The organism is Streptomyces sp. NPDC012888 (assembly GCF_042900645.1).
Taxonomy (GTDB): Bacteria; Actinomycetota; Actinomycetes; order Streptomycetales; family Streptomycetaceae; genus Streptomyces.
Genome location: NZ_JBIBBM010000018.1, coordinates 23389 through 48954, shown reverse-complemented (window position 1 = coordinate 48954; position 25566 = coordinate 23389). Strand labels below are relative to the sequence as shown.

The following is a 25566-nucleotide window of genomic DNA, read 5'->3' as shown; positions in this document are numbered from 1 at the left end:
ACCGGCCCGGTGTGCTTGGTTGACGGGGATCTCGCCGTCCGCGGTCGCCGGGCCGGGGCGGTCCCGCCGTGCCCCGATCGGAGTGCCCGTCCATGCGTGTGTCCTCGCTCGCCGCTTCCGCCGCCCTGCTGCTCGCCGTGCCCCTGTCGGCCGCCCCGTCGGCGGCGGCCCCGTCCGGGGACGCCACGCCCGCGCCGCTGACCCGGTCCGCGCGGGCCATCCCCGGCCAGTACATCGTCACCCTCAAGACGGGCCAGGACGCGTCCTCGTTCGCGCAGAAGGCCACCCCCGGGGTGAAGCCTCTGTTCACCTACCGCTCCCTCTTCTCGGGTTACGCGGCGAAGCTGACCCCCGCGCAGCTGGAGGCGGTGCGCAAACTGCCCGGGGTCGCCGCGGTCGAGGAGGACGCCCAGGTGACGGCCGCGCCGGTGGCGCGGGGCAGCGGGCGTGCGGTGGCCGCCAGTTGGGGCCTGGACCGCATCGACCAGCCCTACCTGCCCCTGGACCACGACTTCCAGGTCAGCGGCACCGGCGCCGGGGCGAGCGTCTACGTCCTCGACACGGGGATCGACTACGATCACCCGGAGTTCGACGGCCGGGCCTCCTTCGGCTTCGACGCGATCGGCGACGGGCAGTCCGGGGCGGACTGCAACGGTCACGGCACTCACGTCGCCGGGACCGCCGGGGGCAGCACGTACGGGGTCGCCCGGCAGGCCGACCTGGTCAGCGTGCGGGTGCTCGGCTGCGACGGGCGGGGCGCCTACTCGGGGATCATCGCCGGCATGGACTGGGTGGCCGACAACGCCCAGCAGCCGGCCGTACTGAACGGTTCCCTCGGCGGGCCGCGGAGCACCGCCGTCAACAACGCCGCGACCCAGCTCGCGGCCCGCAACGTCCTGCCCGTCATCGCCGCCGGCAACGACGCCGTCGACGCCTGCGACGTCTCCCCCGCCGGCGCGGCCGACGTGGTGACGGTCGGCGCGACCAACGCCCGCGACCAGGAGACCGAGTTCTCGAACTTCGGGCCGTGCCTGGACCTCTACGCGCCGGGGCGGGCCATCAACTCGGCCCGGCTCGGCGGCGGCAACATCTCCCTGGACGGCACCTCGATGGCCGCCCCGCACGTCGCGGGCGTGGCGGCGCTGTACCGCACCGCGAACCCCGCCGCCACGCCGGCGGAGGTGACGGCCTGGCTGGTCGAGCACTCGGTCACCGACGCGCTGGTCGTCTCGAAGAGCTCCCCCAGCCGCCTGCTCCAGACCGACGGGCTGTGAGCGCGGGCGGCCGTGGACGGGGCGTGAACGGACGGCCGTGAACCGGGGCGTGAACGGACGGCGGTGAAGGGGCCCGGGCCCGGCCGTCACCGGCCGCCGCGTGCCGCGTAGGCGGCCAGCGCGGCCTCCACCCCGTCCAGCGGGAACCGGGCCGCCAGGTGTCCGTCCGGGCGGACGAGGAACCCGGTCGGGCCGTCCGTACCGTAGAGGCGGGCGAACTCGCCCGCGGCGTCGCGGTACACGGGCAGCGGCGCGGACCCGTCTGCCGTCGGAGCGGGCGCCGGCCCGCCCTCAGCGGGACCGGTGGCGTGCCCGGCGAGGACCGCGACGGCGTCGGCGCGGCCGTTCCCGGTCCCGGCCCACGCTGCGGCCGCCGCCGCGGCGCGGGCCGCCTCGTCGGCCCCGTCGGCGTACAGCAGCAGGACGTGGCCGGTCCGGCCGCGCAGTACGTCCAGCAGCCGCAGCGGGTAGGCGGCGACGGGCGAGGTGAGGCCGGCGCAGTCGGGGGCCCGGTCGCCGGGCTGGGGGGCGTCCGGCGGGCCGTACGGCCGACCGGACAGCGGGCCGTCGCGGTAGCCCACCAGCAGTTGGGCCTCGCGGAGCACGATGGTCCGCGGGTCCGCCGGGTCGGCCTCGTAGCCCTGGGTGGCGTGCCGGACCGTACGGCCGACGACCTCCTCCCCCACCGGACGGCGTTCGGCGTCGTAGCTGGCCAGCAGCGCCGTCGCCGGGCCGGGCCCCTCGCGGAGCGCGGCGGCGATCTTCCAGGCCAGGTTGCAGGCGTCCTGGATGCCGGTGTTCATGCCCTGGGCGCCGGTCGGCGGGTGGATGTGGGCGGCGTCGCCGGCGACGAAGACGCGGCCCGCTCCGTAGCGGTCGACCAGCCGGTGGCTGATCCGGAACACCGAGGACCAGCGCATCCGCGAGACCGTCGCCGGGCGTGGCGCCAGCCGGTCGACGACGGCCTGGATGTGCGGCAGCTCGGGGGCGCGGCCGCCCTCCAGGCCGTGCGCCCCCGCGTCGCCGCCCGCACCGCCGCCGCTCTGCGGTCCGCGCCCCAGTGTGGACAGTTCGGGCGGCACCCGCATGGACATGCGGTAGCGCCCGCGGCCGGGCAGCGGGATGGCGACGAGCACGTCGTCGGTGGAGCCGTCGGCGGCGTGGTGGGTGGAGCGCACGCCCCAGCCGTACGGCAGGTCCCAGTCGGCTTCGACGTCGGCGAGCATGTACTCCTCGGGGAAGGCGCCGCCCTCGAAGCCCAGTCCCAGGGCCTTGCGGACGGTGCTGTGCGCGCCGTCGCACCCGATCAGGTAACGGGCCCGTACCTCCTGGTCGGTGCCGGCGGCGGTGCGGAGCCGGGCGGTGACGCCGTCCGCGTCCTGGTCGAACGAGAGCAGCTCGGTGCCGCGTTCGACGGGGGTGCCGAGGCCGGCGACGTACTCCTCCAGGATGCGCTCGGTCTCGTACTGGGGCAGGGCGGCGAAGCCGTAGGGGACTTCGGGCGGCAGCGACAGGGCCATCCGGGCGATTTCCCGGCCGTCGACGTGGACTGGCCGAGGAGCGGGACCGCGGACTCCATCGCCGTCCGGGCCAGGCCCATGCGGTCCCAGATCTCGAGGGTGCGGGGCTGTACGCCGACGGCCTTGGCGTACGGGAGGCGGGCCGGGAGCCGGTCCACCAGGCGGCACCGGACGTCGCGGCGGCGGAGTTCGGCGGCCGCGGTGAGTCCGACCGGGCCGGCGCCCACGACCAGGACGTCGGTGGCGGAGGCGTCGGCGTCGGCGGGGTGGGGAGTCGCGGTGGGTGCCAAGGGTCCTCCCGGGGCGGGCTCTCGTCCCATGGTCGTGCGCGGGGCGGCGGGCCGCGACCGGGTGCCTGGGGCGGGGCCGTCCGGGTGGGGGCGGGTCAAGCGGCGGCCGGGCGCTGCCGATGGCCCGGGAGTGAGACGCACGACGAAGACACGGGCGCAGGCGCAGACGCATGCGCAGACGAGGACGAGGACGACGTGGGCGCGGGCCACGGCCGCGGCACTGCTGGCGACCGCCGCCCTGCTCGGTGCGGGCGGCCCGGCCGCCCCCGCGGCGGCCGGGCCGCCCGCGGTCGCGGGACCCCCGGCGGCGGTCCGGGAGGGGGAGGGCCTGCGGGCGCTGTTCGGTTCGGAGAACCGGACCATGCGGACCGACCGGCGGGTGGTGGCGCTGACGTTCAACGCGGCGTGGAACGAGGAGGGGCTGGACACGGTGCTGGACGTCCTGGCCCGGCGCTCGGCCCCGGCCGCGTTCTTCCTGACCGGGGACTTCGCCGACCGCCACCCGGCCGCCGCCCGCCGCATCGCGGCGGCCGGGCACGGCCTGGGGAACCACTCCTACAGCCATCCCTACTTCGCCGACCTGACGGCCGCCGGCCGGCGGGCGGAGGTGCTGGACGCGGACCGGGCCCTCCGGGCCGCCTCCGGGGCGGTGCCGCTGCCGTTCTTCCGTTTCCCGTACGGGGAGACCAGCGCGCGGCACATCACCGAGGTCAACGAGCTGGGCTTCGCCGACATCGAGTTCACCACCGACACCAACGGCTACCTCGGTGCGGCGGGCGGCATGACGGTGGACCGGGCCGTGGACCGGGCGCTGGCCGCGCTGCGGCCGGGGGCGATCCTGCAGATGCACGTGGGCGCGCCCCGGGGTCAGGAGCCCGTACTGGACGCCGAGGCCCTGCCGCGCATCATCGACGCGTACCGCGCCCGCGGCTACGAGCTGGTCGACCTCCGCACGCTCCTGACGCCCGGCACGCCGGCCGCCTAGCCGTCAGCCGGCCTGTGCGGCGAGCTCCGCTTCCGCGCGCTCGGTGACAGGGCGAGTGCGCGACCGGCGGCGGCCAGGTCCGCGGCGGGTATGCCGCCCCGGATCCGGCCGGTGAGCGGAGCGGTCTCGGCGGCGGTGACCGCGATCAGCTCGCGCCCGGCGTCCGTGGGGCGCAGCCGGTCGCCGTCGACCAGGCCGGCCGCCTCCGACGCGCGGGCGAGCTTGGAGACGTACAGGGCCTCCAGGCCGGTGTGGTCGGCGAGCCGGCGCTGACTGGGGCGCTCTCCGGCGCGTTGCATGCCGTACAGCGAAGCCACCAGCGAGTACTGCGCGTGGGTGAGGCCCAGCGGGGCCACCGCGCGGTCGACGGCGACGCGGCACTTGTTGGCGAGCCGCCGCACGCACCGGACTCCAGGCACCCGGCCCGGGTTCGGGTTCGGCCCACCGTCAGCGCGTCAGGGCCGTTGCCAGTTCGGGGTAGTCGAGGACCAGGCCGGCGTCGTCGAACTCGATGTCGCTGCGGAAGGTCCCGGACTCGTAGCGGACGCGGGCCCCGTGTTCGGCGCGGGCCAGGTGGGTGTACGTCTGGTGGTTGGGGCTGACCGCCAGGTCGGGGACGGAGACCCAGGCCATCAGGAAGTCCCGCGGGCCGGACCCCGGTTCGCGGTGCAGGGCGTGCCGCAGCACCGGCATGGTGTTGGTGAGCGGGCACAGGCCGAGGTCGCAGTCGAGGGCGCCGTCCAGGTCGGGGCGGGAGGCGCCGTTGACGGTCCAGTGGCCGTCGCCGTCGTGCCGCAGGTCCAGCGAGCCGGTGCGGGCGGCGGACTCGACGGTGACCCGCAGCCGGGTGGTGACGAACCCGGGGGCCGTCTCCAGCTCGTACGCCAGCCAGTACGGCTCGGGCAGCAGGCCGAAGGCGCGGCCGCGCGCGGCGAGGTTGTCGGGGGTGAGCTCGGCCCAGGCGGTGGAGTAGCCGCGACTGGGGAGGACCTCCCAGGTCCGGACGAGGGGTGCGGTGCTCATGGGCCGAGCCTAGGCGGTGGCGGGAGGTGCCGCCCGGGTGCCGAAGGGGCTCTCGGCCAGGTGTGCGAGGAGGTCCGCCGGGCCGTCGTAGACGGCGGCGGCCCCGGCCTCCTCCAGGTCGGCCCGCGGGATGCCGCCGCAGAGCAGGCCCACGGACGTCACGCCGGCGTGCCGCGCGGCCCGCATGTCCCAGACGGAGTCGCCGACGAACACCGCGTCGCCGGCGGGCACGCCGACGAGGTCCAGCGCGTGGAGGATCGGGTCGGGGGCCGGCTTGCCCTGCTCCACGTCGTCGGAGGTGGCCGTCTCGGTGATGGCCTCGTCCGCGTCGATGGCGGCGCGCAGCGCGTCGAGTTCGCGCTCCTTGGCGGAGGTCACCAGGACCACCCGCCATCCGGCGGAGGCGAGTTCGCGCAGCAGGTCGCCGGCGCCGGGCAGGGCCGGCAGCCGGTCGAACCAGGTGGCGTACAGGGTGTCGTGGCCGGTGCTGATCCGGCCGTCGCCGGCCCGGTCGCGGTCCTCGCCGAGCAGGTGCTCCAGCAGGTCCTCGCCGGGCAGGCCGATGGCGCGGTGGACGGCGTGCATGGGCACCGTGTGCCCGGCCTGGCGGAGCGCCTCCCACCATGCGGTGACGTGCAGGTGGTTGGTGTCCGCCAGGGTGCCGTCCACGTCGAACAAGGCGGCGCGGTTCATCGCGGGCCCCGGGTCAGCGGGTGTCCTTCTTGAGGTCATCGGTGGCCCGGTCCAGCTCCTCGCGGGTCTTGCCGCGCAGCTGCTCGGCCTTGCCCTCGGCCTTCATCCGGCGGTCGCCCATCGCGTGGCCGGCGGCCTCCTTGAGCTTGCCCTTGATCTGCTCGGCCTTCGCCTTGGCCTTGCCCATGGCGGTCCACCCTTCCGCGTCGGTCGGTACGTCACCGGCGCGGGTGCCCCGTGGGGAGCGGATTACACCTCGGGCGCCGGCGCGCTCAGGAGTGCGGCTGGGCCCGCAGCACCCGCCCGGTGAGGTCGCACTGCAGGTAGCCGGACTCGCCGTACTCGTTGGAGACGTACACCATCAGCCGCGCCGCGGAGCGGTCGATCGGGTCGGGGGCCACGATCAGGTAGCGGCTGGTGGGGTTCTTGACTGCGAGCCGTGAGTCGGCCTGCTTCAGGAGGCCGGGCACCGCGTCCCAGTTCACCTTGTCCAGCTGCACGGGCACGGTGCCGGACTGGATGGCGCCCTTGATGATGCCCTTGGTCGCGGCCCCCTCCCGGTAGCTCCAGCTCTGGTAGCCGGTCGGGTGGTCCTTGACCGGCACGTCGGCCGCGGCGTACGTGGGGTAGACGGTCAGCCGCGTGGTGTCACCGCGCCCGGTGGCCTCGCGCAGGGCGGCCACCATGGCGCGGGCGCCCGCCGGGGTGTGCAGGCTGCCCTGCTGGGTGGCGTCGGGGGTGGACGGGGCCGGCGTGGCGGCGGAACCGCCGGTGGAGGGGGACGCGCCGCCGGTCGGCTGCCGGGCCTGGTCCTGGCCTTGGCCCTGGGTCTGGTCCTGCGGGGCCTTCCCCTGGCTCTGCCCGCCGCTGCCGCCGTCGTCGCCGTCCGGGAGCCAGTTCTGCACCGCCGCGGCGGTACCGGCCACCAGGACGGCGGTCAGCAGCACGGCGAGCAGCGGCCGGCGGCGGCCCGGGCGCGGCGGCACTCCGGCGCCCGACAGGGCGGTGGTCCCGGCGCCGGGCGGCGCGAAGGCCTGCGCGGCGTGCGCCTGCGCCTGGTACGGCGGTGCCGCGTGGGCGTGCGGCGGCGGGGTGGGCGTGCCGCCGTACGGGTTCGCGGGCGGGCCGAACGGGGTCGCCGGGCCGTAGCCCGCCGGTACGGACGGCGAGCCGGACACCAGCTCGCGCAGCCTGCGCTCCAGCTGGGCGGCGTCGGGCCGCGCCCGGACGTCGCGCACCAGCAGCTCCGTCAGCACGGGCGCGAGCGCCCCCGCCCGGGCCGGGTACGGGATCGGCTCGTCCAGGAGGGCGACGATCGTGGCGAGCGCGGTGTCGCGGCGCAGCGGGTGCGCGCCCTCGGCCGCGACGTACAGGGTCATGCCGAGGGACCACAGGTCGGAGGCGGGGTCGCCCTCCTGGCCGCGGACCCGCTCGGGGGCGATGTACTCGGGTGAGCCGATCAGGTCGCCGGTGGCGGTGAGGCTGGTGGACTCGCGCAGGGCGGCGATGCCGAAGTCGGTGAGGACGGCGCTGCCGTCGGGGCGGAGCAGGATGTTGGCGGGCTTGACGTCGCGGTGGTGGACCCCGGCGGCGTGGGCGGCGCGCAGCGCGGCGAGCACGTCCAGGCCGATGCGGACGACCTCGCCGACCGGGAGCGGGCCGCTGGCGATGCGGTCGTGCAGGGAGCCGCCCTGGACGAGTTCCATCACGATCCAGGGGTGCGAACCGTCGGCCGGTTCGACGATGTGGTGGATGGAGACCACGTTGGGGTGGGCCAGTCGGGCCAGCGCCTGGGCCTCGCGCACGGCGCGGTCGCGCAGGTGGCGGGCGAGCGCGGGATCGGCCTCGGCGGCGGCCGGGTCGGCGGGACGGACCTCCTTGAGGGCGACCTCGCGTTGCAGGGCGGTGTCCCGGGCCCTCCAGACGGTTCCCATGCCTCCGCTGCCGAGCCTGGCGATCAGCTCGAAGCGCCCGTCGACGACCGTTCTGCCGTCCTCACTGGTGTTCATGGGCGGCATCGTAGAGCCGTCGGTGGCGGACTCCGCACACGGGTCCGCCGGGGCGGCCCCCTCCCGTTGCGGGCCGGTGGCGGAACGGGCAGGGTCGAGGTGGCCGCCCGCGCCGAGGAGGTACGCCGAGATGCCCATCGCCACCGTGAACCCGACCACCGGCCGTACGGAGCGCACGTTCGATCCGCTCGGCGCCGAGGGCGTCGAGCAGTGCCTCGCGGAGGCCTCGGCGGCGTTCGCCGACTACCGCACCACGTCCTTCGCCCGGCGCTCGGACCTGCTGCTGCGGGCGGCCGCGCTGCTGGAGGAGGACGCGGACGACGTGGCCCGGACCATGACGACCGAGATGGGCAAGCCTCTGGCGGCGGCCCGGGCCGAGGCGGCCAAGTGCGTGAAGGCGATGCGCTGGTACGCCGCGCACGCGGAGGGGCTGCTGACGGACGAGCAGCCGGCCGAGGCCGACGTGCGCGACGCGGGGGCGTCGGTGGTCCGGGCCCGGTACCGGCCGCTCGGGGTGGTGCTGGCGGTCATGCCGTGGAACTTCCCGCTGTGGCAGGTCGTGCGGTTCGCCGCGCCGGCCCTGATGGCGGGGAACACGGGGCTGCTGAAGCACGCGTCGAACGTCCCGCAGACCGCGCTCTACCTCGGCGAGCTGTTCCACCGCGCCGGGTTCCCGCGCGGCTGCTTCCAGACCCTGCTGATCGAGTCCGGCGCGGTGGAGGGCGTGCTGCGCGACCCCCGGGTGGCCGCGGCGACGCTGACGGGCAGCGAGCCGGCCGGGCGGGCGGTGGCCTCGGTGGCCGGTGACGAGGTCAAGAAGACGGTGCTGGAGCTGGGCGGCAGCGACCCGTTCGTGGTGATGCCCTCGGCGGACGTGGCGCGGGCGGTGCGGACGGCGGTGCAGGCGCGGGTGCAGAACAACGGGCAGTCCTGCATCGCGGCGAAACGGTTCATCGTCCACGCGGACGTGTACGACGAGTTCGCCGAGCGCTTCACGGCGGGCATGGCGGCGCTGACCGTGGGCGACCCGATGCAGGAGGCCACCGACGTGGGGCCGCTGGCCACCGAGCGGGGCCGGGCCGACCTGGAGGAACTGGTCGACGACGCGGTCCGGCACGGCGCTTCCGTGCTGTGCGGCGGCCGGCGGCCGCCCGGGCGCGAAGAGGGCTGGTTCTACGAGCCGACGGTGCTCTCCGAGGTGACCGGCGCGATGCGGGTGGACCAGGAGGAGACGTTCGGTCCGGTGGCCACGCTCTACCGGGTGGCGGACCTCGACGAGGCGGTGGAGCGGGCCAACCACACGCCGTTCGGGCTGAGTTCCAACGTGTGGACGCGCCGCGAGGAGGACGTGGACCGCTTCGTCCGCGATCTGGAGGCGGGCGGGATCTTCGTCAACGGGATGACCGCCTCGCATCCGGCGCTGCCCTTCGGCGGCGTCAAGCGTTCGGGGTACGGGCGGGAGCTGTCCGGGCACGGCATCCGCGAGTTCTGCAACATCACCACGGTGTGGCGGGCGGCCGACTAGGCGGGGCCGGGCCGGTTCCCGGTGGCGCGTCCGGCACCCTTGCCGCGGGTCGCGTCGGCAGGATAGTCCGGGATACGGAGATCCGTTTCCGGGCCGCCCGCGCGGGGCGCTCCGGGCGCGGTGCCGTCCGACGACCGACCGCCGAGGGAGACCCGCCGTGCCCGTGCCGATCATCATCGACTGCGATCCCGGGCACGACGACGCCCTGGCCATCCTGCTTGCGGCCGGGGACCCGGCGGTCGACCTGCTGGCGATCACCACGGTCGCGGGCAACCAGACGCTGCGGAAGACCACGCTGAACGCGCGCCGGGTGTGCACGGTGGCGGGGATCACCGGGGTGCCGATCGCGGCGGGCTGCGCGAAGCCGCTGGTGGAGCCGCTGCGGGTGGCGGAGGACGTGCACGGGGCGTCCGGGATGGACGGGCCGGGGTTCCCGGAGCCGCGCGTGGACGTGGTGCCGGAGCACGCGGTGGAGCTGATCCACCGGATCCTGCGCGAGCACCCGGAACCGGTGACCCTGGTGCCGACCGCGCCGCTGACCAACATCGCGCTGCTGCTGACCAGGTATCCCGAAGTGGCCGGCCGGATCCGCGAGATCGTGCTGATGGGCGGCTCCACGGAGCGGGGGAACCGGACGCCCGCCGCGGAGTTCAACGTGCACGTCGACCCGGAGGCCGCGGACATCGTGTTCCGCAGCGGAGTGCCGGTGACCATGTGCGGGCTGAACGTGACCCACCAGGCGCTGGCCACGCCGGAGGTGCTGGCCCGGCTGGAGGGGCTGGGCACCGAGCTGGGGCGGATCTGCGTCGAGCTGCTGACGTACTTCGCCGGTACGTACCGGCGGCTGTGGGGGTTCCCGCACCCGCCGGTGCACGATCCGGTGGCGGTGGCCCGGGTGATCGACCCGCAGCTGGTGCACTGCGTGGACGCGAGCGTGGCGGTGGAGCTGCGGGGGGAGTTCACGCGCGGGGCCACGGTGGTGGACCCGCACCGCTACCTGGACCGGCCGGTGAACGCGAAGGTCGCGGTCGGCCTGGAGGTGGAGGCGTTCTGGGACCGGCTGGTCGCGGCGGTCGCGGCCCTGGGCGGCCCGGCCCGTACGGCGGAGGACGCGGGGGACCCGGGGGCCCGGGAAGCCTGAGGGCACGGACACCGAGGGTACGGACACCTGAGGGTACGGACACCGCCCGCCCGGCGGCCGGGCGGTGTCCGTCGGGCAGCCGCCCGTCAGGGGGTGAAGGACCACTGCTGGGTGGTGGCCCCGGTGCAGACGGCCCGGGTCAGCCGGGTTCCGTCAGCGGTCTGTGCGCCCACGGGGGCCAGGCACCGGCCCTCGTTGCGCAGGCTGTTCTGCGGGCCCTGCTGCCAGATCTGCGCGGGGCCGCCGGTGCAGGGCCGTACGGTGACGGTGCTGCCGGAGCCGTCCAGGCAGACCCCGGCCAGGCCGGTGAGGAGCCCGTCGGGGCGGAGCGTCCACCGCTGGTTGGGCCCGCCGTGGCAGGTGTACAGGGTGGGCTGGGTGCCTGGGTCGGTGGCGCTGTGCGGCAGGTCCGCGCAGGAGCGGGACGCGGTGTTGACCAGGGCGGCGTCGGTGGGCGCGGGGGCGGCCCGGCCAGTGGCGGTGATCTCCGCGGCGCTCGTCCACGGGCCGCGTCCGCCGGCCTCGGTGAGGGCCTTCAGCCGCAGGTAGCGGCCGGTCTTGGCCGCGAGCGGGAGCTGTTTGGCGGACGCGGTGTCGGGCAGGGTGCCGGTGGCGACGGGGGCGCCCCAGTCCGTGGTGGTGTCGGAGACGTACACCTCGTAGTCGCCGATCCGGCCGTTGACCCCGCCGTCCTGCCGTGGCAGGTAGCCGACCCCGTCCACGGTCCAGCGGGCGCCGAGGTCGATGTGGATCTCGTGCGGGAGCGGGGCGGGCGCGGCGGACCAGGCCGTGTGCCAGAAGGTGGCCGGGTCACCGTCGACGGCGCGCGCGGCGGCGCCGTTCTCGGCGGCGGTCTCCTGGCTGTCGGCGTGGACGACGCTCCAGCCCGTCCGCGGGATGGCCGCGGAGCCGGGCAGGGCGGCGGCCTCGGGCAGGGTGGTGCCGGCGGCCTTCAGGGTGAACGCGCCGGACTGACGGCCGGCCTTGACCCACAGGACGCCGGAGCGGTCGGCGGGGTCGAAGTACCAGCCGGTGGCGGCGGCCTCGTAGGCGGCCTTGGAGCCGTGGGCGGGCAGGGGCGCGCCGGCGGAGGTCACGCCGGCGGGTGCGGCGGCCACGCGGAGGCTGAACTCGTAGTCGCGGGCGGCGGGTTTGCCCGCGTACTCGCCGGTGGAGGCGCCGACGGAGACGGTGACGTCGCCGGTCCCGGCGGCCGGGGCGGTGACGTCGACCCGCTGTTCGGCGTAGGCGCCGGTCCGGTGGGCGCGGGTGATGCCGTCGTCCTCGTAGAGGGTGAAGGTGGAGTTCCCGCGTGGGTGGATGTCGTAGGTGAGGGTGGTGACGGGCTTCTCGCCGGTGTGGTTCATCTGCGGCCACATGGGCACGATGCCGCCGCCCCGGGTGAACAGCGGGAGGGTGTCCAGCGGGGCGTGGTAGCCGTTGAGCCACCCGGGTCCGGCGTACGTCTTGCCGGTCCAGTAGTCCGTCCAGGTGCCGGCCGGGAGGTAGATGCCGTCGCGGACGGTGGTGTCGGAGACCACGGGGGCGACCAGCAGCGAGTCGCCGGCCATGAACTGCCCGCTGGTGAGGTTGCCGCGGGCCACCGGGTCCCCGGGGTACTCCAGGACCAGGGCGCGGGTGGAGGGGACGCCCGTCCGGTGGGCTTCGCGGCTCATCGTGTACAGGTACGGCATCAGCCGCATCTTGAGTTTGAGGTACTTGCGGTTGATGGACCGGTACGGCTCGGCGAACCGCCAGGGCTGCTTGTCCTGGTAGCCGGCGGAGGGGTTGGTCGCACCCCAGCCGGACATGGTCATGAAGACCGGGGTGAGGGCCTTCCACTGGAGGTCGCGCACGTACGTCTTCGGGCTGCCGCCGAAGATGCCGTCGACGTCGCCGGCGGCGTAGTTGAGGCCGGAGAGCCCGGCGCCGGCGATGGCGGGCACGTGCCAGCGCATGTCGTCCCAGGTGCCGTGGGTGTCACCGGTCCAGACGACGGCGTTGCGCTGGGTACCGGCCCAGCCGTCCACCGTCCAGACGAAGCGGCGGGCGTCGGAGTTCCGCTCGATGCCCTCGACGGCCTGCCGCACTCCGTCGAACGCGTACTCGTAGCCGCTGCCGATCCAGGCCACGTCGGTCTTGACGCCGCGGCTGCCCTGCACGCCGACCTCGTCGGCGATGCCGGAGAGGCCGGTGGAGGTCCACAGGCCGGTCTTGAACCCCTTGGCGGCGAGGGCGTCCACGGTGGACTTCAGGGGAGCGGTGTAGCCGCAGCCGTAGCCGTCGTTGGGCAGGAACCAGCCCGAGGGCATGTCGGCGGCGCGGGCGTCGGCGGCGTACCCGACCACGTCAGGGGTGGTCTGGTGCCCGGGCCGGCCGTGGTCGCCCTGGTAGTCGGGGTTGGAGGCGTTCCAGCAGTCGGCGTTGCCGAGTTCGAAGCCCCAGAGCGGGGCCAGGAACGGCTTGCCGGTCACGTCGGTGTAGGCGTCGAGGACGCCCTTCGGCGAGTCCCCGGCGAAGTACCAGGCGTCGAACCGGGATTCGTCGTGCGTGAGGGTGGTGGGGGCGTGGAACCCGTACGAGCCGGGGGCCCAGGTGTTGCGCATCACCCCGTAGCCGTTGGTGGACATGTAGAACGGGGCCGGGCTGGCGTTGTCGTTCTCGCGCCACCGGTTGTCCACGGCGACGGGCACGGTCCGGCCGCGCAGCGCCCACTCCCCCAGGCGGAGCCCGGTGCCGTAGAACTGCTCGTCGGCACCGCGGGCGAGGTACTGGGTGGTCCGGCCGCCGCTCCAGGAGGTGGGCTGGGACTCCTGCCACAGCGGGGTGGCGTCGTCGGCGCGGTAGACGGCGAAGGTCAGGGGCGACTTCCGGATCCGGACGGACACGGCGTCCGTGGCGATGCGGTGGTGGGTGCCGGCGTCGGTGTGGGTGGCGGTCACGCCGCCGAAGTCGGTGGTGACCGCGAGGTCGGAACCGGCCGGGTCGTCGGCGAAGGTGCCGTCGGGGGACGTCCAGATCCGGAAGACGTCCGCGCGGGCGAAGACCAGGCGGACCTTGGCCCTGGTGGTCGTGGTGAGGGTGAAGGTGTTGCCGGTACGGCTGATCCCGGTGACGGACCCGGCGGTCGCGGCGGGGGCGGCGGCGACGGGCGGAGCGGGCGCGGTGAGGGAGAGTGCCGTGGCGAGGGCGGCGGCCACGGCCACGAGGACGGCGTACCGCGTGCGGGCCCGGCGGTAGAGGGCGGGGCGGAGGCGGGCGGGGCGGAGGGTTGCGTGACCACGTCTCATGGGGCGGCTCCTTGTGCGTTCCCGACACGGTGGTTGCGGCACGGCGCCCGAGCGGCGCGGTGGTCGCGGCGCGCCCGTGCTCGTGGCATGCGCATGGCAACATAGCGCGCCTGGAGCCCTTCCTGAAGGGAGTTGCTCGGAACTGGCCGAGTCCAAGCAACTCCGAGCACGGAGTGCGGCCGTTTCCCGTCATCACGGCGCCCCGCCCGGGGCCGTTCGGGTGACAGTGCGCAACCAGGACGGCCCGGCCCAGTTGATCAGGGGGCCCGGCCACGGGCACTCGTGCGAACCAAGAGGATTGATGATGCTCAAGAAGATCATGGCCACCGCCGCCGCCACCGCCGCCGTCGTGGGTGCCGGAGCCGCTGTCGCCGCCCCGGCCATGGCCATCGGCAACGACAACGGGATCAACACGCTGAACGGCAACGGCGCCCAGCAGATCTACGGCAACCAGAAGACCGAGGGCGCCATGAGCCCCCAGCTCAGCCTGGTCCAGGGCACCCTGAACAAGCCCTGCATCGGCCTGCCTGCCAAGGTCAACGCCCAGTCGCTGATCGCCCTCGTCAACGTCGGTGTCCAGGACATCAACGTCCTGTCCAACCCGATGAACCAGCAGTGCACCGAGAACTCCACCCAGGCCAAGGGTGACGAGCCGCTCTCGCACATCCTCAGCAACATCCCGGTGCTGTCGGGCAACCTGTCCGCGGGCAGCTGATCACCACCCCCTTCCGGTCCGGGGCCCCCTGCCGCCTGCGCGAGTGCCCAGGAGGCCCCGGATCCCCCGCCGCGGCGGTCTGCGGACCGCCGGGGTGGGTCAACGGCGGACCGTGCACTCCTTCCAGGAGAAGTGGTAGACGGTGCTGAAACTGCCGTCGGTGGAGTCCATGGTCATGAAGCTGTTGGTGCTCGTGACGTCCGAGTCACCGGCGTCGACCAGCAGCTCGGTGTTGATGTTGAAGCTCCGCTTCTCCCCGCAGGGGGCGTAGGCCAGGGACTGCACCGGAGTGGTGTCGGTGACCTGCCAGTTGCCTTCGAGCGGGCCGTGGAAGGTGTGGCTGCGGCGGTCGGTGCCGGACATGCCCTGGAAGTAGTAGCCGGCCCGCTGCGTGCCGGAGGCCTGGTCCTTGAGGCTGGCGAAACCGCGGTAGTCCACCTTCGCGATGGCGTAGGTGAAGCCCTGGGGCACGTTCACGCGCAGGCCCAGCTGGCAGTTCTTGCGGAACTCGGTCGGCTTGGCGTCCTTGCCGACCTGGGCCAGGTACTCGCTGTAGGTGACGGTGAAGGCCGAGTTGTCGGGCGCGACGTCCACGCTCGTGCTGCCGGGGCGGCAGCCGGAACCGTTGACGGTCGCCAGGTCGATGGTGACCTGGCCAGCCGGGTTGTCGGTCCCGCTGGCGGCGGCGGTGCCCGCCGTGGGAGCCAGGGCGGCGGCGAGGAGCGCGACGGCCGCGCCGCCGGTGAACACCGATCTGAACACGTGAGATCCCTTTCGGTAGCCCGTACGGAGGGGAACAGCGCAGATCAGTGCAGCCGACGGGCGGCCGGGCGGCCGGGACCCACGCCGCAGGTCGCCCACCGACCACTCGCACGGCCCCCCGCCCCGGACCCGGTTCCGTCAGACCCTTCGCGCCGGGCGGTCGAGCGGCCGGGCCAGCAGCAGGGCCACGTCGTCCTGGCCACGGGACGGCGGCAGGCGCTCCAGGACCGCCCGGCAGATCTCGTCGAGCGGGCGGTCCACCTCCGCCAGGGCCGCCGCCAGCCGGAGCATGCCGCGGTCGAGGTCGCTGCCACGGGCTTCGATGAGCCCGTCGGTGTAGAGGGCGAGCAGGCTCCCCGGGGGCAGCGGGACGTGCTCGGCCCGGAAGGACCTGCCGCCCGCCCCGAGGGGCGTGCCGGGCGGCCCCTCCAGGAAACCGACCTTGCCGTCCGGGGTGACCACCGCCGGCGGCGGGTGACCGGCCCGGGCGATCTCGCAGCCCCCCGTCGCCGGGTCGTGGACGGCGTACACGCAGGTGGCCATCTCGTCCTCGCCGATCTCGGCGACGATCGCGTCCAGCGAGCCGAGCATCCGGGCGGGCGGCACGTCGTGCCGGGCCAGGGTGCGCACGGCGGTGCGGAGCTGCCCCATCACCGCGGCCGCGTGGATGCCGTGCCCCATGACGTCCCCGATGACCAGGCCGGTGCGGCCGCCGGGGAGGCTGATGGCGTCGAACCAGTCGCCGCCGACGTCGTGGTCGCTGGCCGGCAGGTAGCGGCCGGTCAGGTCCAGGCCCGGCACGTCCGGCAGCGGGCTGTTGGTGAGGCTGCGCTGGAGGGTGAGGGCGGCCTCCCGCTGGGCGGTGTACATCCGGGCGTTGTCGATGTTGAGGGCGGCGCGCCCCACCAGCTCGTCCAGCAGCAGGAAGTCCTGCTCGTCGAAGGGCTCCCGGGTGACGAGCCGGGTGACGACCACCGCGCCCAGGACCGTGCCGCGGGCCACCAGGGGGATCAGCCGGGCCGATCCGATGCGGGTGCCCAGGTAGCTGCGCAGGCTCTCCGCGCGCGGGTCGGTGATCAGGGCCGGGATGTCGGAGTAGGTCAGGCTCATGGCGCGGCCCTCGGCGATGACCCGTTCGTACACGGTGCCCAGCGGCACCTGGAAGGTCATTCCGGGGGCGAGCTTCGCGGTCGGGGCCGCCGGGTCGGGGAAGGCCGCGGCGAGGCGGCGGACCAACCCCTGGCGGGACACTCCGGCCTCGTCCGGCGCCAGGACCTCCTCCAGCATCTGCACGTCGGCGGAGTCGGCGAGGCCGGGCACGAGTACGTCGACGATCTCGCGGGCGGTCTGGTGCAGGTCCAGGGTGGTGCCGACGCGGGCCCCGGCCTCGGCGAGCAGGGCGAGACGCCGGCGGGCGCGTTCGGCCTCGACGACGGCCTGCTCGCCCTCGGTGATGTCGATGATCGAGGCGATGATGCCGAGCTTGCGGCCGGAGTTGTCGACCAGGGGGGCGTAGGAGCAGGACCAGGTGCGGTCGCGGCCGGGGTCGGCGGGGGTGCGGCCGGTGCGGCGGGCGTCGAGGACGGCGGTGCCGCTGGTGAGGACCTGGAGCATCATCGCCTCCAGGGCGGCGGCGTTGACCCCGGGCACCACCTCGGTGAGCCGCCTGCCGAGGTGGTCCGCGGCGGAGACGCCGTTCATCCGGGCCAGGGCCTCGTTGACGCGGAGGAAGCGCAGGTCGGTGCCGAGGGTGGCGAGGCCGATCGGCGACTGGGTGAAGAGGGTCTCCAGGGCGGCGAGGGAGTCCCGCATGCGCAGGACCTCGGTGGTCTCCACGGCGATCAGCAGGGTGCCGCGGCGGCCGCGCGGATCGGTGGCCGGGACGATCCACATCTCCATCGTCACGGGGTGGCCGTCGCGGTGGCGGACCGAGAGGGTACCGACGACGGTCTCGCCGGCCTGGACCCGCCGGGTCAGCTCCTCGGCCAGCTCCCGGTTGCCCTCGGGGACCAGCACGGCCGCGGCGGGCCGGCCGATGACCTCGGACGGCAGGTGGCCGAGCAGGTCCTGGGCCGCGAGGGACCACTCGACGACCCGGCCTTCGGCGTCCTCCCGCCACAGGGCGATCGGCAGCAGTTCACGGAGCACTCCGGCGTACCCGACGGCCCGCTGGGGCTGCACCGGTGCCCGATCTGCCCCCTGGTGTGTATCCAAGGCAACGACCTCACCCCGAAGGGTACATTTGCACTCAAAACACCCTATCGGACAGGTGTCCCGGCGGCGCTGCCAGCGCGGCGGACGGGGCTGGGGGGCAGCATGGAGGGGTGAGCGATACGGCGGAGCCGAGAGGGCTGCTGGACATCCTCGGCGTGGCGGCCGTGGTGCTCGACGCCGAGGGGCGGATCCGGTTCTGGAGCCCCCAGGCCGAGGAGCTGTTCGGATGGACGGCCGGGGAGGCGCTGGGGCGCTTCGCCGGCCGCCTGCTGGTGCACGAGCAGCACCTGGACCTCGTGGTCCGGCTGTTCGCCGAGGTGCTCCGGCGGGGCGACAGCTGGACGGGCACCTTCCCCATCCGCCACAAGGACGGCAGCGTCCGGCAGGTGGAGTTCCGCAACATGCGCCTCACGGACAGCTTCGGCGACCCCTTCGCCCTGGGCATCGCCGCCGACCACGCCACCGTGCAGCGGGTGGAGACCGAACTCGCGCTGTCCGAGCGCCTGGTCTCCCAGTCCCCCATCGGGCTCGCGCTGCTCGACACCGACCTGAGGTACGTCCTGGTCAACCCGGCGCTGGAGCGGATCAACGGCATCCCCGCCGAGGAGCACCTGGGACGGAGGATCCGCGACATCCTGCCCTTCCTCGACGTGGACGCCCTGGAACGGGACCTGAAACGGGTGCTGGCCGACGGGGTGCCGCTGGTGGACCGGTACTCGGTGGGCATCACGCCCGCGGCACCCGGCGAGGAACACGCCTGGTCGGTGTCCTACTACCGGCTGGAGAGCCCGCAGGGCCGGGTACTGGGCGTCGGGATCTCGGTGGTCGACGTCACCGAACGGCACCTCGCCGCGACGGAGGCGGACCGGGCTCGGCGGCGGCTGGCGCTGATCGCCGACGCCTCGGCGCGGGTCGGCACCACCCTGGAGGTGGACCGCACCGCCCGGGAGCTGGCCGAACTGGTGGTACCGGAGCTCGCCGACGTCGCGGCGGTGGACGTGCTGGACTCCGTGCTGGCGCTGCGCCGCCCGGGTGCGCCCGACAGCGGGCCGCAGCTGTTCCGGGCGCTGGCCGTGGAGGCGGCGTACCCCACCGAGGCGCTGGACGCCGCCGACCCCACCGGCCAGCCGGCGATGTACGGGGCGGACCGGCTGGTGACCCGGTGCGTACGCACGGCGCGGCCGGTCCTCGTCGAGCGGGTCGGCCGGGAGGACCTGGACCGGATCGCCCGCAGCGCCGAGGCCGCGGCCCAGCTGGACCGGGCCGGGGTGCACTCGTACCTCGCCGTGCCGCTGATCGCGCGGGGCGAGGTGCTCGGCGCGCTCGACCTGAAGCGGGCGCGCAATCGGCTGCCCTTCGACGAGGACGACGTCCTGCTGGCCACGGAGCTCGCGGCGCGGGCGGCGGTCAGCATCGACAACGCCCGTCTGTACCAGAGCGTGCGCAACTCGGCCGTGACCCTCCAGCGCAGCCTGCTCCCGGGGTTGCCGGCGCATCCGCCCGGGCTGGAGATCGCCTCCCGCTACCGGCCGGCGCACGGCTCCAGCGAGGTCGGCGGCGACTGGTACGACGTCATCCCGCTGGCCGGGGACAAGACGGCGCTGGTGGTGGGCGACGTGATGGGCAGCGGGATCGACGCGGCCGCGACGATGGGGCGGCTGCGTACGGCGACGTGCGCCTTCGCCGATCTGGACCTGGCGCCCGACCAGGTGCTGCGGCACCTGGACCGGATCACCGACGGGCTGGAGCACTACATCGCGACCTGCCTGTACGCGGTGTACGACCCGCAGCGGGGGCGGTGCCTGATCGCCAACGCCGGGCACCTGCCGCCCGCGCTGCTGCGGGCCGGCGCGGGGCGCGCCGAGCTGGTGGCGCTGCCGACGGGCGCACCGCTGGGGGTGGGCGGGATCCCGTTCGAGACGCGGCCGGTGCGGATCGGGCCGGGCGACGTGCTGGTGCTGTACACGGACGGGCTGGTCGAGACCCGTCACGAGCCGATCGACGAGCGGCTGGAGGTGCTGGCGGGGCTGCTGGACGACGCGGCGCGCCCGCTGGAGGAGGTATGCGACCTGCTGCTGGACGAGCTGCGCGGACCGGAGGAGTCCGACGACGTGGCGCTGCTGGTGGCCCGGAGGCGGCCGTGAAGCGGCACGGGCGGTGGCGGACCGTCGCGGGACAGGTGTTCGGGCTGGTGGCGGTGCTGGTGCTGCTGCTGGTGTCGGCCGCCGTGCTGGCGGTGGTGCTGCAGGCCCGGCACGACAGCAGGCAGGACGCCCGGCACCGGTCGCTGGCCGCCGCCGAGGCGTTCGCGCGGGCCCCCGGCACGGCTCTGGCGCTGCTGGCGCCGAACCCGACGGCGCTACTCCAGCCGCGGGCGGAGGCGGCCCGGCGGGCGGCCGGTCTGGACTTCATCGCGGTGATGACCGTGGACGGGTTGCGGTACACGGACTCGCGGCCGGAGCTGATCGGGCAGCGGGCCAGCGGTGACCTGTCGCGGGCGGTGGCCGGGCAGTCCTTCACGGAGGTGTTCCGGGGCGAGCCGAGCGACGCGGTCCGGGCGGTGGTTCCGGTCCGTGACGAGGAGGGCAGGATCGTCGGGCTGGTCGGCACGGGAATCGAGATCCAGAAGGTCGGCGACGTGGTGGAGGACCAGCTGCCGCTGCTGCTGGGCGCGGCGGCGGGTGCGCTGCTGGTCGGCACCGGTGGTGCGGCGCTGATCAGCGGGCGGCTGCGGCGCCAGACCCGTGGGCTGGAGCCGGGCGAGCTGAGCCGGATCAACGAGCACCACGAGGCGGTGCTGCACGCGGTGCGCGAGGGCGTGCTGATCCTGAGCGCGGACGGGCGGCTCCTGCTGGCCAACGACGAGGCGCGGCGCCTGCTGGACCTGCCGGCGGAATCGGAGCAGCGGCCGGTGGCGGAGCTGGGGCTGGCGGAGGGGCTCGGGGAGCTGCTGGCCTCGGGCCGGGAGGCGACGGACGAGCTGCACCTGGCGGGCGACCGGCTGCTGGCGGTGAACGTCCGCCCGACGGAGGCGTACGACGGGCAGTCCACCGGCTCCGTGGTCACCCTGCGGGACTCCACCGAGCTGGCGGCGCTGTCGGGGCGGTCGGAGGTGGCGCGGAGCCGGCTGCGGCTGCTGTACGACGCGGGCGTGCGGATCGGTACGACGCTGGACGTGGTGCGGACGGCGGAGGAGCTGTCGGAGGTGGCGGTGCCGCGGTTCGCGGACTTCGTGACGGTGGAACTGCTGGATCCGGTACTGCGGGGCGAGGAGCCGACCGGGGTGCACACGGAGATGCGGCGGACGGCGCTGACCGGGGTGCGGGCGGATCCGCCGTTGCAGCCGGTGGGCGACCTGATCCGGTTCGTGGTGCCCTCCACCCCGATGGCGGCGGCGCTGGCGGCGGGGCGGGCGGTGCTGGAGGCCGATCTGACGACGGCGCCGGGCTGGCGCACGCAGGATCCGGAGGGGGCGAGGCAGACCCTCGCGTACGGGATCCACTCGCTGATCAGCGTGCCCCTCCAGGCCCGCGGGGTGGTGCTGGGCATGGCGAACTTCTGGCGGGCGGACACGCCGGAGGCGTTCGGCGAGGAGGACCTGTCCTTCGCGGAGGAGCTGGCGACGCGGGCGGCGGTGTCGATCGACAACGCCCGCCGGTTCACCCGGGAGCACACGATGGCGGTGACGTTGCAGCGCAGCCTGCTCCCGCGGGTGCTGCCGGAGCAGAACGCGGTGGAGGTCGCGTACCGGTACCTGCCGGCGAAGGCGGGGGTGGGCGGCGACTGGTTCGACGTGATCCCGCTGCCGGGCGCGCGGGTGGCGCTGGTGGTGGGCGACGTGGTCGGGCACGGGCTGCACGCGGCCGCGACGATGGGGCGGCTGCGGACCGCGGTGCACAACTTCTCGACGCTGGACCTGCCGCCGGAGGAGCTGCTGGGGCACCTCGACGAGCTGGTCGCGCGGATCGACATGGACCGGGCGGAGGCGGGTGACGGCAACGGCATCACGGGTGCGACCTGCCTGTACGCGATCTACGACCCGGCGTCGGGCCGGTGTGCGGTGGCCCGGGCCGGGCATCCGGGGCCGGCGCTGGCGCACCCGGACGGGCGGGTGGAGTTCCCGGAGGTGCCGGCGGGGCTGCCGCTCGGGCTGGGCGGCATGCCGTACGAGTCGGCGCTGCTGGAGCTGCCGGCGGGGAGCCGGCTGGTGCTGTTCACCGACGGGCTGGTGGAGGACCGCGACCGCGACCTGGAGGCGGGGCTGGCGCTGCTGCGGTCCGCGCTGGGGCGGCCCGGCCGGAGCCCGGAGGAGACCTGCTCGGACGTGCTGGGGGAAATGCTGTTCCCGGCGCCGAGTGACGACGTGGCGCTGCTGGTGGCGGGGACGCGGGTGCTGGCGGTGGACCAGGTCGCGGAGTGGGACGTGCCGCCGGACCCGGCGGCGGTGTCGCGGATCCGCAACGCGGCGTCGGCGCAGCTGAGTGCGTGGGGGCTGGAGGAGATCGCGTTCACGGCGGAGTTGATCCTGAGCGAGCTGATCACGAACGCGATCCGGTACGGGGCGGAGCCGGTCCGGGTGCGGCTGCTCCGCGACCGGACGCTGACCTGCGAGGTGTCGGACAGCAGCAGCACGGCGCCGCACCTGCGGTACGCGGCGACCACGGACGAGGGCGGGCGGGGCCTGTTCCTGGTGGCCCAGCTGGCGGAGCGGTGGGGCACGCGGTACACGGGGCGCGGCAAGGTGATCTGGGCGGAGCTCCCGTTGAGCGGCGGCGGGTCCGGCATCGCCCCGGTCGTCCCGGGCCTGGCGGACCTGGAAGACCTCGCGTGGTGACCACGCCGCGCTTCAGCCTCGCCGGCGTTCGAGGCGCGGGTGTGGGGCGGAGCCCCACGTGCCCGGGCGGAGCCCCGCCGGACCCGCTCAAACGCCGCTCGGGCTGGAAGTGCGGCCCCGGCTTCGCGCTGTGGCCCGGCGCCTTCAGCCTCGCCGGCGTTTGAGGCGCGGGGGGTGGGGCAGCGCCCCACGTGCCCAGGCGGAGCCCCGCCGAGCCCGCTCAAGCGCCGCTCGGGCTGGGAGTGCGGCCCCGGCTTCGTGCTGTGCCCGGCGCCTTCAGCCTCGCCGGCGTTTGAGGCGCGGGGTGTGGGGCAGCGCCCCACGAGCCCGGGCGGAGCCCCGCCGAGCCCGCTCAAACGCCGCTCGGGCTGCACACGCCGCCCGGGGCCCACGCGCCGGCTCCGGCGGCGGGGTCACGTGGCGACGTGGATGATGATCTTGCCGGCCGTGTGGCCCGACCGGCTGAGGTCGAACGCTTCGGGGAGCCGCGCCAGCGGGAACGTCTCCGCCACCGGCACCGTCAGGAGGCCCTCGTCCGCCAGGCGGCCCAGCGCTTCGAGGTCCGGGCCGGAGGGGCGGACCCACATCCAGTGGCCGCCGGCGCCCAGGACGCCGGGGTCGGCGATCGAGGCGTGCCGGCCGCCTTCCCGGAGAACTGCCCGCGTGGTGTCGAGGACCCCGCCGACGAAGTCGGCGACGACGGTGACCCCGTCGGGGGCGAGTGCCCGGACACGGTCGGCCAGCCCGTCCCCGTACGCGACGGGCTCCGCTCCGAGCGCCGCCAGCCGCTCGTGGTTGCGCGGCGAGGCCGTGCCGATGACCCGGGCGCCGAGTGCCCGGGCGATCTGCACGCCGAGCGAGCCCACCCCGCCGGCCGCGCCGTGCACCAGCACCGTGTCCTCGGCGGTGGTGCCGAGCCGGGTGAGCAGCTGGTACGCGGTCAGGCCGGCGAGCGGGAGGCCGGCGGCCGCGTCCCAGTCGAGGGAAGCCGGCTTGCGGGCCAGGGCGCGGACCGGGACGGTGACGTACTCGGCGAACGTGCCGCCGTGCACCCAGTCCTTGCGCGCGTAGCCGATGACCTCGTCGCCGACCTGGAACTCGGGGGTGTCGATGCCCACGCCCGCCACCGTACCGGCCACGTCCCAGCCGGGGACCACGGGGAAGACCGTGTCCATGAGCCCGTCGAGGCCGCCGGCCATGATCTTCCAGTCGACCGGGTTGACGGCGGCGCACCGGACCTTGACCAGGAGCTCGCCGGGCCCGTACTTGGGGCGGGGCAGCCGCCTCTCCGCGAGCACCTCGGAGCCGCCGTAGCCGTCGTACACCATCGCCCGCATGTCCTCGTCCATGGGTTCATCCCAGCACGCCGCTCAGGCGCCCGCGAGCAGGATTCCTCCCATGGTGAGCATGGTCGTGGCGACCAGGCCGTCCAGGACCCGCCAGGCGCGGGGGGTGCCGAAGAAGCCGCTGAGCAGGCGGGCGCCGTAGCCCAGGGTGGTGAACCAGGTGAGGCTGGCGGCGGCGGCCCCTGTGCCGAACGCCCAGCGGAGGTCCCCGCGGTCGGTGGCGAGGGTGCCGAGGAGCAGCACGGTGTCGAGGTAGACGTGCGGGTTGAGCCAGGTCATGGCCAGGCAGGTGAGGGCTGCGGCGCGGGCGCTGCCCGCCCCCTTGCCCTCGGTGGTGAGGGCGGCCTCGGGGTCGGGGCGCAGGACGCGGCGGGCGGCGAGGACGCCGTAGCAGATGAGGAAGAGGCCGCCGATGACGCCGACGGCGGTGACGGCGGCGGGCCAGGCGGTGACCACGGCGCCGACCCCCGCGACGCCGAGGGCGATCAGCGCGGCGTCGGACACGGCGCAGATGGCGACCACGGCGAGGACGGCGTGGCGGCGTACGCCCTGCCGGAGGACGAAGGCGTTCTGGGCGCCGATGGCGACGATGAGGGAGAGTCCGGTGCCGAATCCGGCGAGGGCCGCGGTGAGGGTTGCGCTGGTCATGGGCCTGACCCTAGGCACCGGGCGATCATGCGTACAGCTAATGATTCTTACGCAACATTAGCTAGTCTTTAGCGCGTGTTGGACGAACTGCCGCTGGACCAGGTACGCACGCTGCTCGCCGTGGTGGACGAGGGCACCTTCGACGCGGCCGCGGCCGTACTGCACGTGACGCCGTCGGCGGTCAGCCAGCGGGTGAAGGCGCTGGAGCAGCGGACCGGGCGGGTGCTGCTGATGCGCACCAAGCCGGTGCGGCCCACGGAGTCGGGGCAGGTGGTCGTGCGGTTCGCACGGCAGCTGGCGCGGCTGGAGCGGGACGCCCGCTCCGAGCTGGGCATCGGCGACGGCGAGGGGCCGGCGCGGCTGCCGATCGCGGTGAACGCGGACTCGCTGGCCACCTGGTTCCTGCCGGCCCTGGGCCGGGTCCCGCAGGATCCGCCGGTCTGCTTCGAGCTGTACCGGGAGGACGAGAGCCGTACCACGGAGCTGCTCCGGGAGGGGCAGGTGATGGCCGCGGTGACCTCCTCGCCCGATCCGGTGGCGGGGTGTTCGGTGCGGCGGCTGGGGCTGGCGCGCTATCTGGCGGTGGCGAGTCCCGCGTTCGTGGAGCGCCACCTGGGCGGGTCGCCGGAGCGGGACCTGCCGCCGGCGCCGGTGATCGTCTTCGACCGCAGTGACGACCTGCAGGACGCCTTCGTACGGGGTCTGACGGGCGGGCGGTCGGGCGCCGGGCCGGTACGGCACCGGGTGCCGGCCTCGGAGGGGTTCCGGGACGCGGTGACCGCCGGTCTGGGCTGGGGCCTGCTCCCGGAGCCGCAGGCGCTGCCGGGGCTGCGGTCCGGCGCGCTGACCGCGCTGGCGCCGGACCGTCCGCTGGACGTGGCCCTCTACTGGCAGCAGTGGAAACTGCACTCCCCCGCGTTGTCCGCGGTGGCGGGGGCGGTGGCGGCGGAGGCCGCCGTGGCGCTGCGGTCAGCCCCCTGACCGCCAGCTGTAGAACTGTCGGGCCATGGCGTCCTGCGGGCTGCGCCAGGTGGCCGGGTCGTAGGGGCTGACGTAGGCCGACAGCTGTTGGCTGATGTCCTGGAACAGCGGGTGTTTGGCGGCCTTGGCCACTTCGGGGCCCGGCGGGTGCGGGGTCTCGAAGAGGTGCAGGTAGACGTCGCCGAACTGGAACAGGCTGCGCCGGGTGACGCCGACCATGTGCGGGAGTTCGCCGGCGTCGGACTCGGCGAAGACACGGGCGATGTCGTCGGCCGAGCCGGGCGCCATCCGGGCGACGATCAGGGCTTGGTGCATC

At 74.9% G+C, this 25566-nt stretch carries 19 protein-coding genes and 1 pseudogene; 8 read left to right on the top strand and 12 right to left on the bottom strand.

All coding sequences use genetic code 11. From position 1 onward, the window contains the following. Positions 1 to 92: 92 nt before the first annotated feature. Positions 93 to 1274, top strand: coding sequence for a S8 family peptidase (locus ACFY61_RS27095; RefSeq protein WP_389476038.1), 1182 nt, complete (start codon positions 93 to 95; stop codon positions 1272 to 1274). 86 nt (positions 1275 to 1360) lie between these two features. Here ACFY61_RS27095 and ACFY61_RS27090 read toward each other — a convergent pair. Further along, a pseudogene (locus ACFY61_RS27090) lies at positions 1361 to 3114 on the bottom strand (FAD-dependent monooxygenase). A gap of 100 nt (positions 3115 to 3214) precedes the next feature. Between ACFY61_RS27090 and ACFY61_RS27085 the strand changes: the two are divergent. Next, entirely contained in the window at positions 3215 to 4069 is an 855-nt protein-coding gene (locus ACFY61_RS27085; RefSeq protein WP_389476036.1) for a polysaccharide deacetylase family protein, read from the top strand. Here the strand turns inward: ACFY61_RS27085 and ACFY61_RS27080 are convergent. From ACFY61_RS27080 to ACFY61_RS27060, 5 genes are all read right to left on the bottom strand, one after another. Next, positions 4066 to 4470 (bottom strand): MarR family transcriptional regulator, encoded by a 405-nt coding sequence (locus ACFY61_RS27080; RefSeq protein WP_389476034.1) that lies wholly within the window; start codon positions 4468 to 4470, stop codon positions 4066 to 4068. The two genes, ACFY61_RS27085 and ACFY61_RS27080, sit on opposite strands and share 4 nt — an antisense overlap. 46 nt (positions 4471 to 4516) lie before the next feature. Further along, the gene (locus ACFY61_RS27075; protein WP_389476032.1) at positions 4517 to 5092 is read right to left on the bottom strand and encodes a putative glycolipid-binding domain-containing protein; all 576 of its coding nucleotides are present in this window, start codon (positions 5090 to 5092) and stop codon (positions 4517 to 4519) included. A 9-nt stretch (positions 5093 to 5101) separates the two neighbouring features. Continuing rightward, positions 5102 to 5785, bottom strand: coding sequence for an HAD family hydrolase (locus ACFY61_RS27070; protein WP_389476030.1), 684 nt, complete (start codon positions 5783 to 5785; stop codon positions 5102 to 5104). Between the two features lie 13 nt (positions 5786 to 5798). After that, entirely contained in the window at positions 5799 to 5972 is a 174-nt protein-coding gene (locus tag ACFY61_RS27065) for a CsbD family protein (protein ID WP_389476028.1), read from the bottom strand. Positions 5973 to 6057: 85 nt separating this feature from the next. Then, on the bottom strand, positions 6058 to 7794 hold the full coding sequence (locus ACFY61_RS27060; RefSeq protein WP_389476026.1) for a serine/threonine-protein kinase: 1737 nt from the start codon (positions 7792 to 7794) through the stop codon (positions 6058 to 6060). Positions 7795 to 7924: 130 nt separating this feature from the next. Between ACFY61_RS27060 and ACFY61_RS27055 the strand changes: the two genes are divergently transcribed. Together ACFY61_RS27055 and ACFY61_RS27050 are read left to right on the top strand one after the other, a co-directional pair. Then, positions 7925 to 9319 (top strand): NADP-dependent succinic semialdehyde dehydrogenase, encoded by a 1395-nt coding sequence (locus ACFY61_RS27055; protein ID WP_389476024.1) that lies wholly within the window; start codon positions 7925 to 7927, stop codon positions 9317 to 9319. A gap of 157 nt (positions 9320 to 9476) precedes the next feature. Continuing rightward, positions 9477 to 10460 (top strand): nucleoside hydrolase, encoded by a 984-nt coding sequence (locus tag ACFY61_RS27050; protein WP_389476022.1) that lies wholly within the window; start codon positions 9477 to 9479, stop codon positions 10458 to 10460. Positions 10461 to 10546: 86 nt separating this feature from the next. On the opposite strand, the gene ACFY61_RS27045 is transcribed toward ACFY61_RS27050, so the two are convergent. Further along, positions 10547 to 13750, bottom strand: a complete 3204-nt coding sequence (locus tag ACFY61_RS27045; protein WP_389476020.1) for a TIM-barrel domain-containing protein — start codon at positions 13748 to 13750, stop codon at positions 10547 to 10549. 304 nt (positions 13751 to 14054) lie between these two features. On the opposite strand from ACFY61_RS27045, the gene ACFY61_RS27040 reads away from it, so the two are divergent. Then, positions 14055 to 14465: a rodlin gene (locus ACFY61_RS27040; RefSeq protein WP_389476018.1), complete on the top strand. Its 411-nt coding sequence runs from the start codon at positions 14055 to 14057 to the stop codon at positions 14463 to 14465. Between the two features lie 99 nt (positions 14466 to 14564). Here ACFY61_RS27040 and ACFY61_RS27035 read toward each other — a convergent pair whose 3' ends face one another. Then, entirely contained in the window at positions 14565 to 15227 is a 663-nt protein-coding gene (locus ACFY61_RS27035) for a DUF4360 domain-containing protein (protein ID WP_389476016.1), read from the bottom strand. Positions 15228 to 15365: 138 nt separating this feature from the next. Further along, on the bottom strand, positions 15366 to 17408 hold the full coding sequence (locus ACFY61_RS27030) for a SpoIIE family protein phosphatase (RefSeq protein WP_389476014.1): 2043 nt from the start codon (positions 17406 to 17408) through the stop codon (positions 15366 to 15368). Between the two features lie 143 nt (positions 17409 to 17551). On the opposite strand from ACFY61_RS27030, the gene ACFY61_RS27025 reads away from it, so the two are divergent. Continuing rightward, positions 17552 to 19585, top strand: coding sequence for a SpoIIE family protein phosphatase (locus ACFY61_RS27025; RefSeq protein WP_389476012.1), 2034 nt, complete (start codon positions 17552 to 17554; stop codon positions 19583 to 19585). Next, positions 19504 to 22275 (top strand): SpoIIE family protein phosphatase, encoded by a 2772-nt coding sequence (locus ACFY61_RS27020; protein ID WP_389476011.1) that lies wholly within the window; start codon positions 19504 to 19506, stop codon positions 22273 to 22275. The genes ACFY61_RS27025 and ACFY61_RS27020 overlap by 82 nt, the downstream gene beginning before the upstream one ends. A 413-nt stretch (positions 22276 to 22688) precedes the next feature. Here ACFY61_RS27020 and ACFY61_RS27015 read toward each other — a convergent pair whose 3' ends face one another. Beyond that, positions 22689 to 23612, bottom strand: a complete 924-nt coding sequence (locus ACFY61_RS27015) for an NADP-dependent oxidoreductase (RefSeq protein ID WP_389476317.1) — start codon at positions 23610 to 23612, stop codon at positions 22689 to 22691. 33 nt (positions 23613 to 23645) lie between these two features. Then, on the bottom strand, positions 23646 to 24269 hold the full coding sequence (locus ACFY61_RS27010; protein WP_389476009.1) for a LysE/ArgO family amino acid transporter: 624 nt from the start codon (positions 24267 to 24269) through the stop codon (positions 23646 to 23648). Positions 24270 to 24347: 78 nt separating this feature from the next. On the opposite strand from ACFY61_RS27010, the gene ACFY61_RS27005 reads away from it, so the two are divergent. Continuing rightward, positions 24348 to 25250 (top strand): LysR family transcriptional regulator ArgP, encoded by a 903-nt coding sequence (locus ACFY61_RS27005; RefSeq protein ID WP_389476315.1) that lies wholly within the window; start codon positions 24348 to 24350, stop codon positions 25248 to 25250. On the opposite strand, the gene ACFY61_RS27000 is transcribed toward ACFY61_RS27005, so the two are convergent. Next, the gene (locus ACFY61_RS27000) at positions 25239 to 25565 is read right to left on the bottom strand and encodes a TcmI family type II polyketide cyclase (RefSeq protein ID WP_389476007.1); all 327 of its coding nucleotides are present in this window, start codon (positions 25563 to 25565) and stop codon (positions 25239 to 25241) included. The genes ACFY61_RS27005 and ACFY61_RS27000 overlap by 12 nt on opposite strands. Position 25566 lies beyond the last annotated feature (1 nt).

Bases quoted from the DNA above. Each gene is read 5' to 3' on its own strand.
- ACFY61_RS27095 (WP_389476038.1), top strand. From the start codon at position 93: ATGCGTGTGTCCTCGCTCGCCGCTTCCGCCGCCCTGCTGCTCGCCGTG.
- ACFY61_RS27075 (WP_389476032.1), bottom strand. From the start codon at position 5,092: ATGAGCACCGCACCCCTCGTCCGGACCTGGGAGGTCCTCCCCAGTCGC.
- ACFY61_RS27070 (WP_389476030.1), bottom strand. From the start codon at position 5,785: ATGAACCGCGCCGCCTTGTTCGACGTGGACGGCACCCTGGCGGACACC.
- ACFY61_RS27065 (WP_389476028.1), bottom strand. From the start codon at position 5,972: ATGGGCAAGGCCAAGGCGAAGGCCGAGCAGATCAAGGGCAAGCTCAAG.
- ACFY61_RS27060 (WP_389476026.1), bottom strand. From the start codon at position 7,794: ATGAACACCAGTGAGGACGGCAGAACGGTCGTCGACGGGCGCTTCGAG.
- ACFY61_RS27055 (WP_389476024.1), top strand. From the start codon at position 7,925: ATGCCCATCGCCACCGTGAACCCGACCACCGGCCGTACGGAGCGCACG.
- ACFY61_RS27045 (WP_389476020.1), bottom strand. From the start codon at position 13,750: ATGAGACGTGGTCACGCAACCCTCCGCCCCGCCCGCCTCCGCCCCGCC.
- ACFY61_RS27040 (WP_389476018.1), top strand. From the start codon at position 14,055: ATGCTCAAGAAGATCATGGCCACCGCCGCCGCCACCGCCGCCGTCGTG.
- ACFY61_RS27020 (WP_389476011.1), top strand. From the start codon at position 19,504: ATGCGACCTGCTGCTGGACGAGCTGCGCGGACCGGAGGAGTCCGACGA.
- ACFY61_RS27015 (WP_389476317.1), bottom strand. From the start codon at position 23,612: ATGCGGGCGATGGTGTACGACGGCTACGGCGGCTCCGAGGTGCTCGCG.
- ACFY61_RS27010 (WP_389476009.1), bottom strand. From the start codon at position 24,269: ATGACCAGCGCAACCCTCACCGCGGCCCTCGCCGGATTCGGCACCGGA.
- ACFY61_RS27000 (WP_389476007.1), bottom strand. From the start codon at position 25,565: ATGCACCAAGCCCTGATCGTCGCCCGGATGGCGCCCGGCTCGGCCGAC.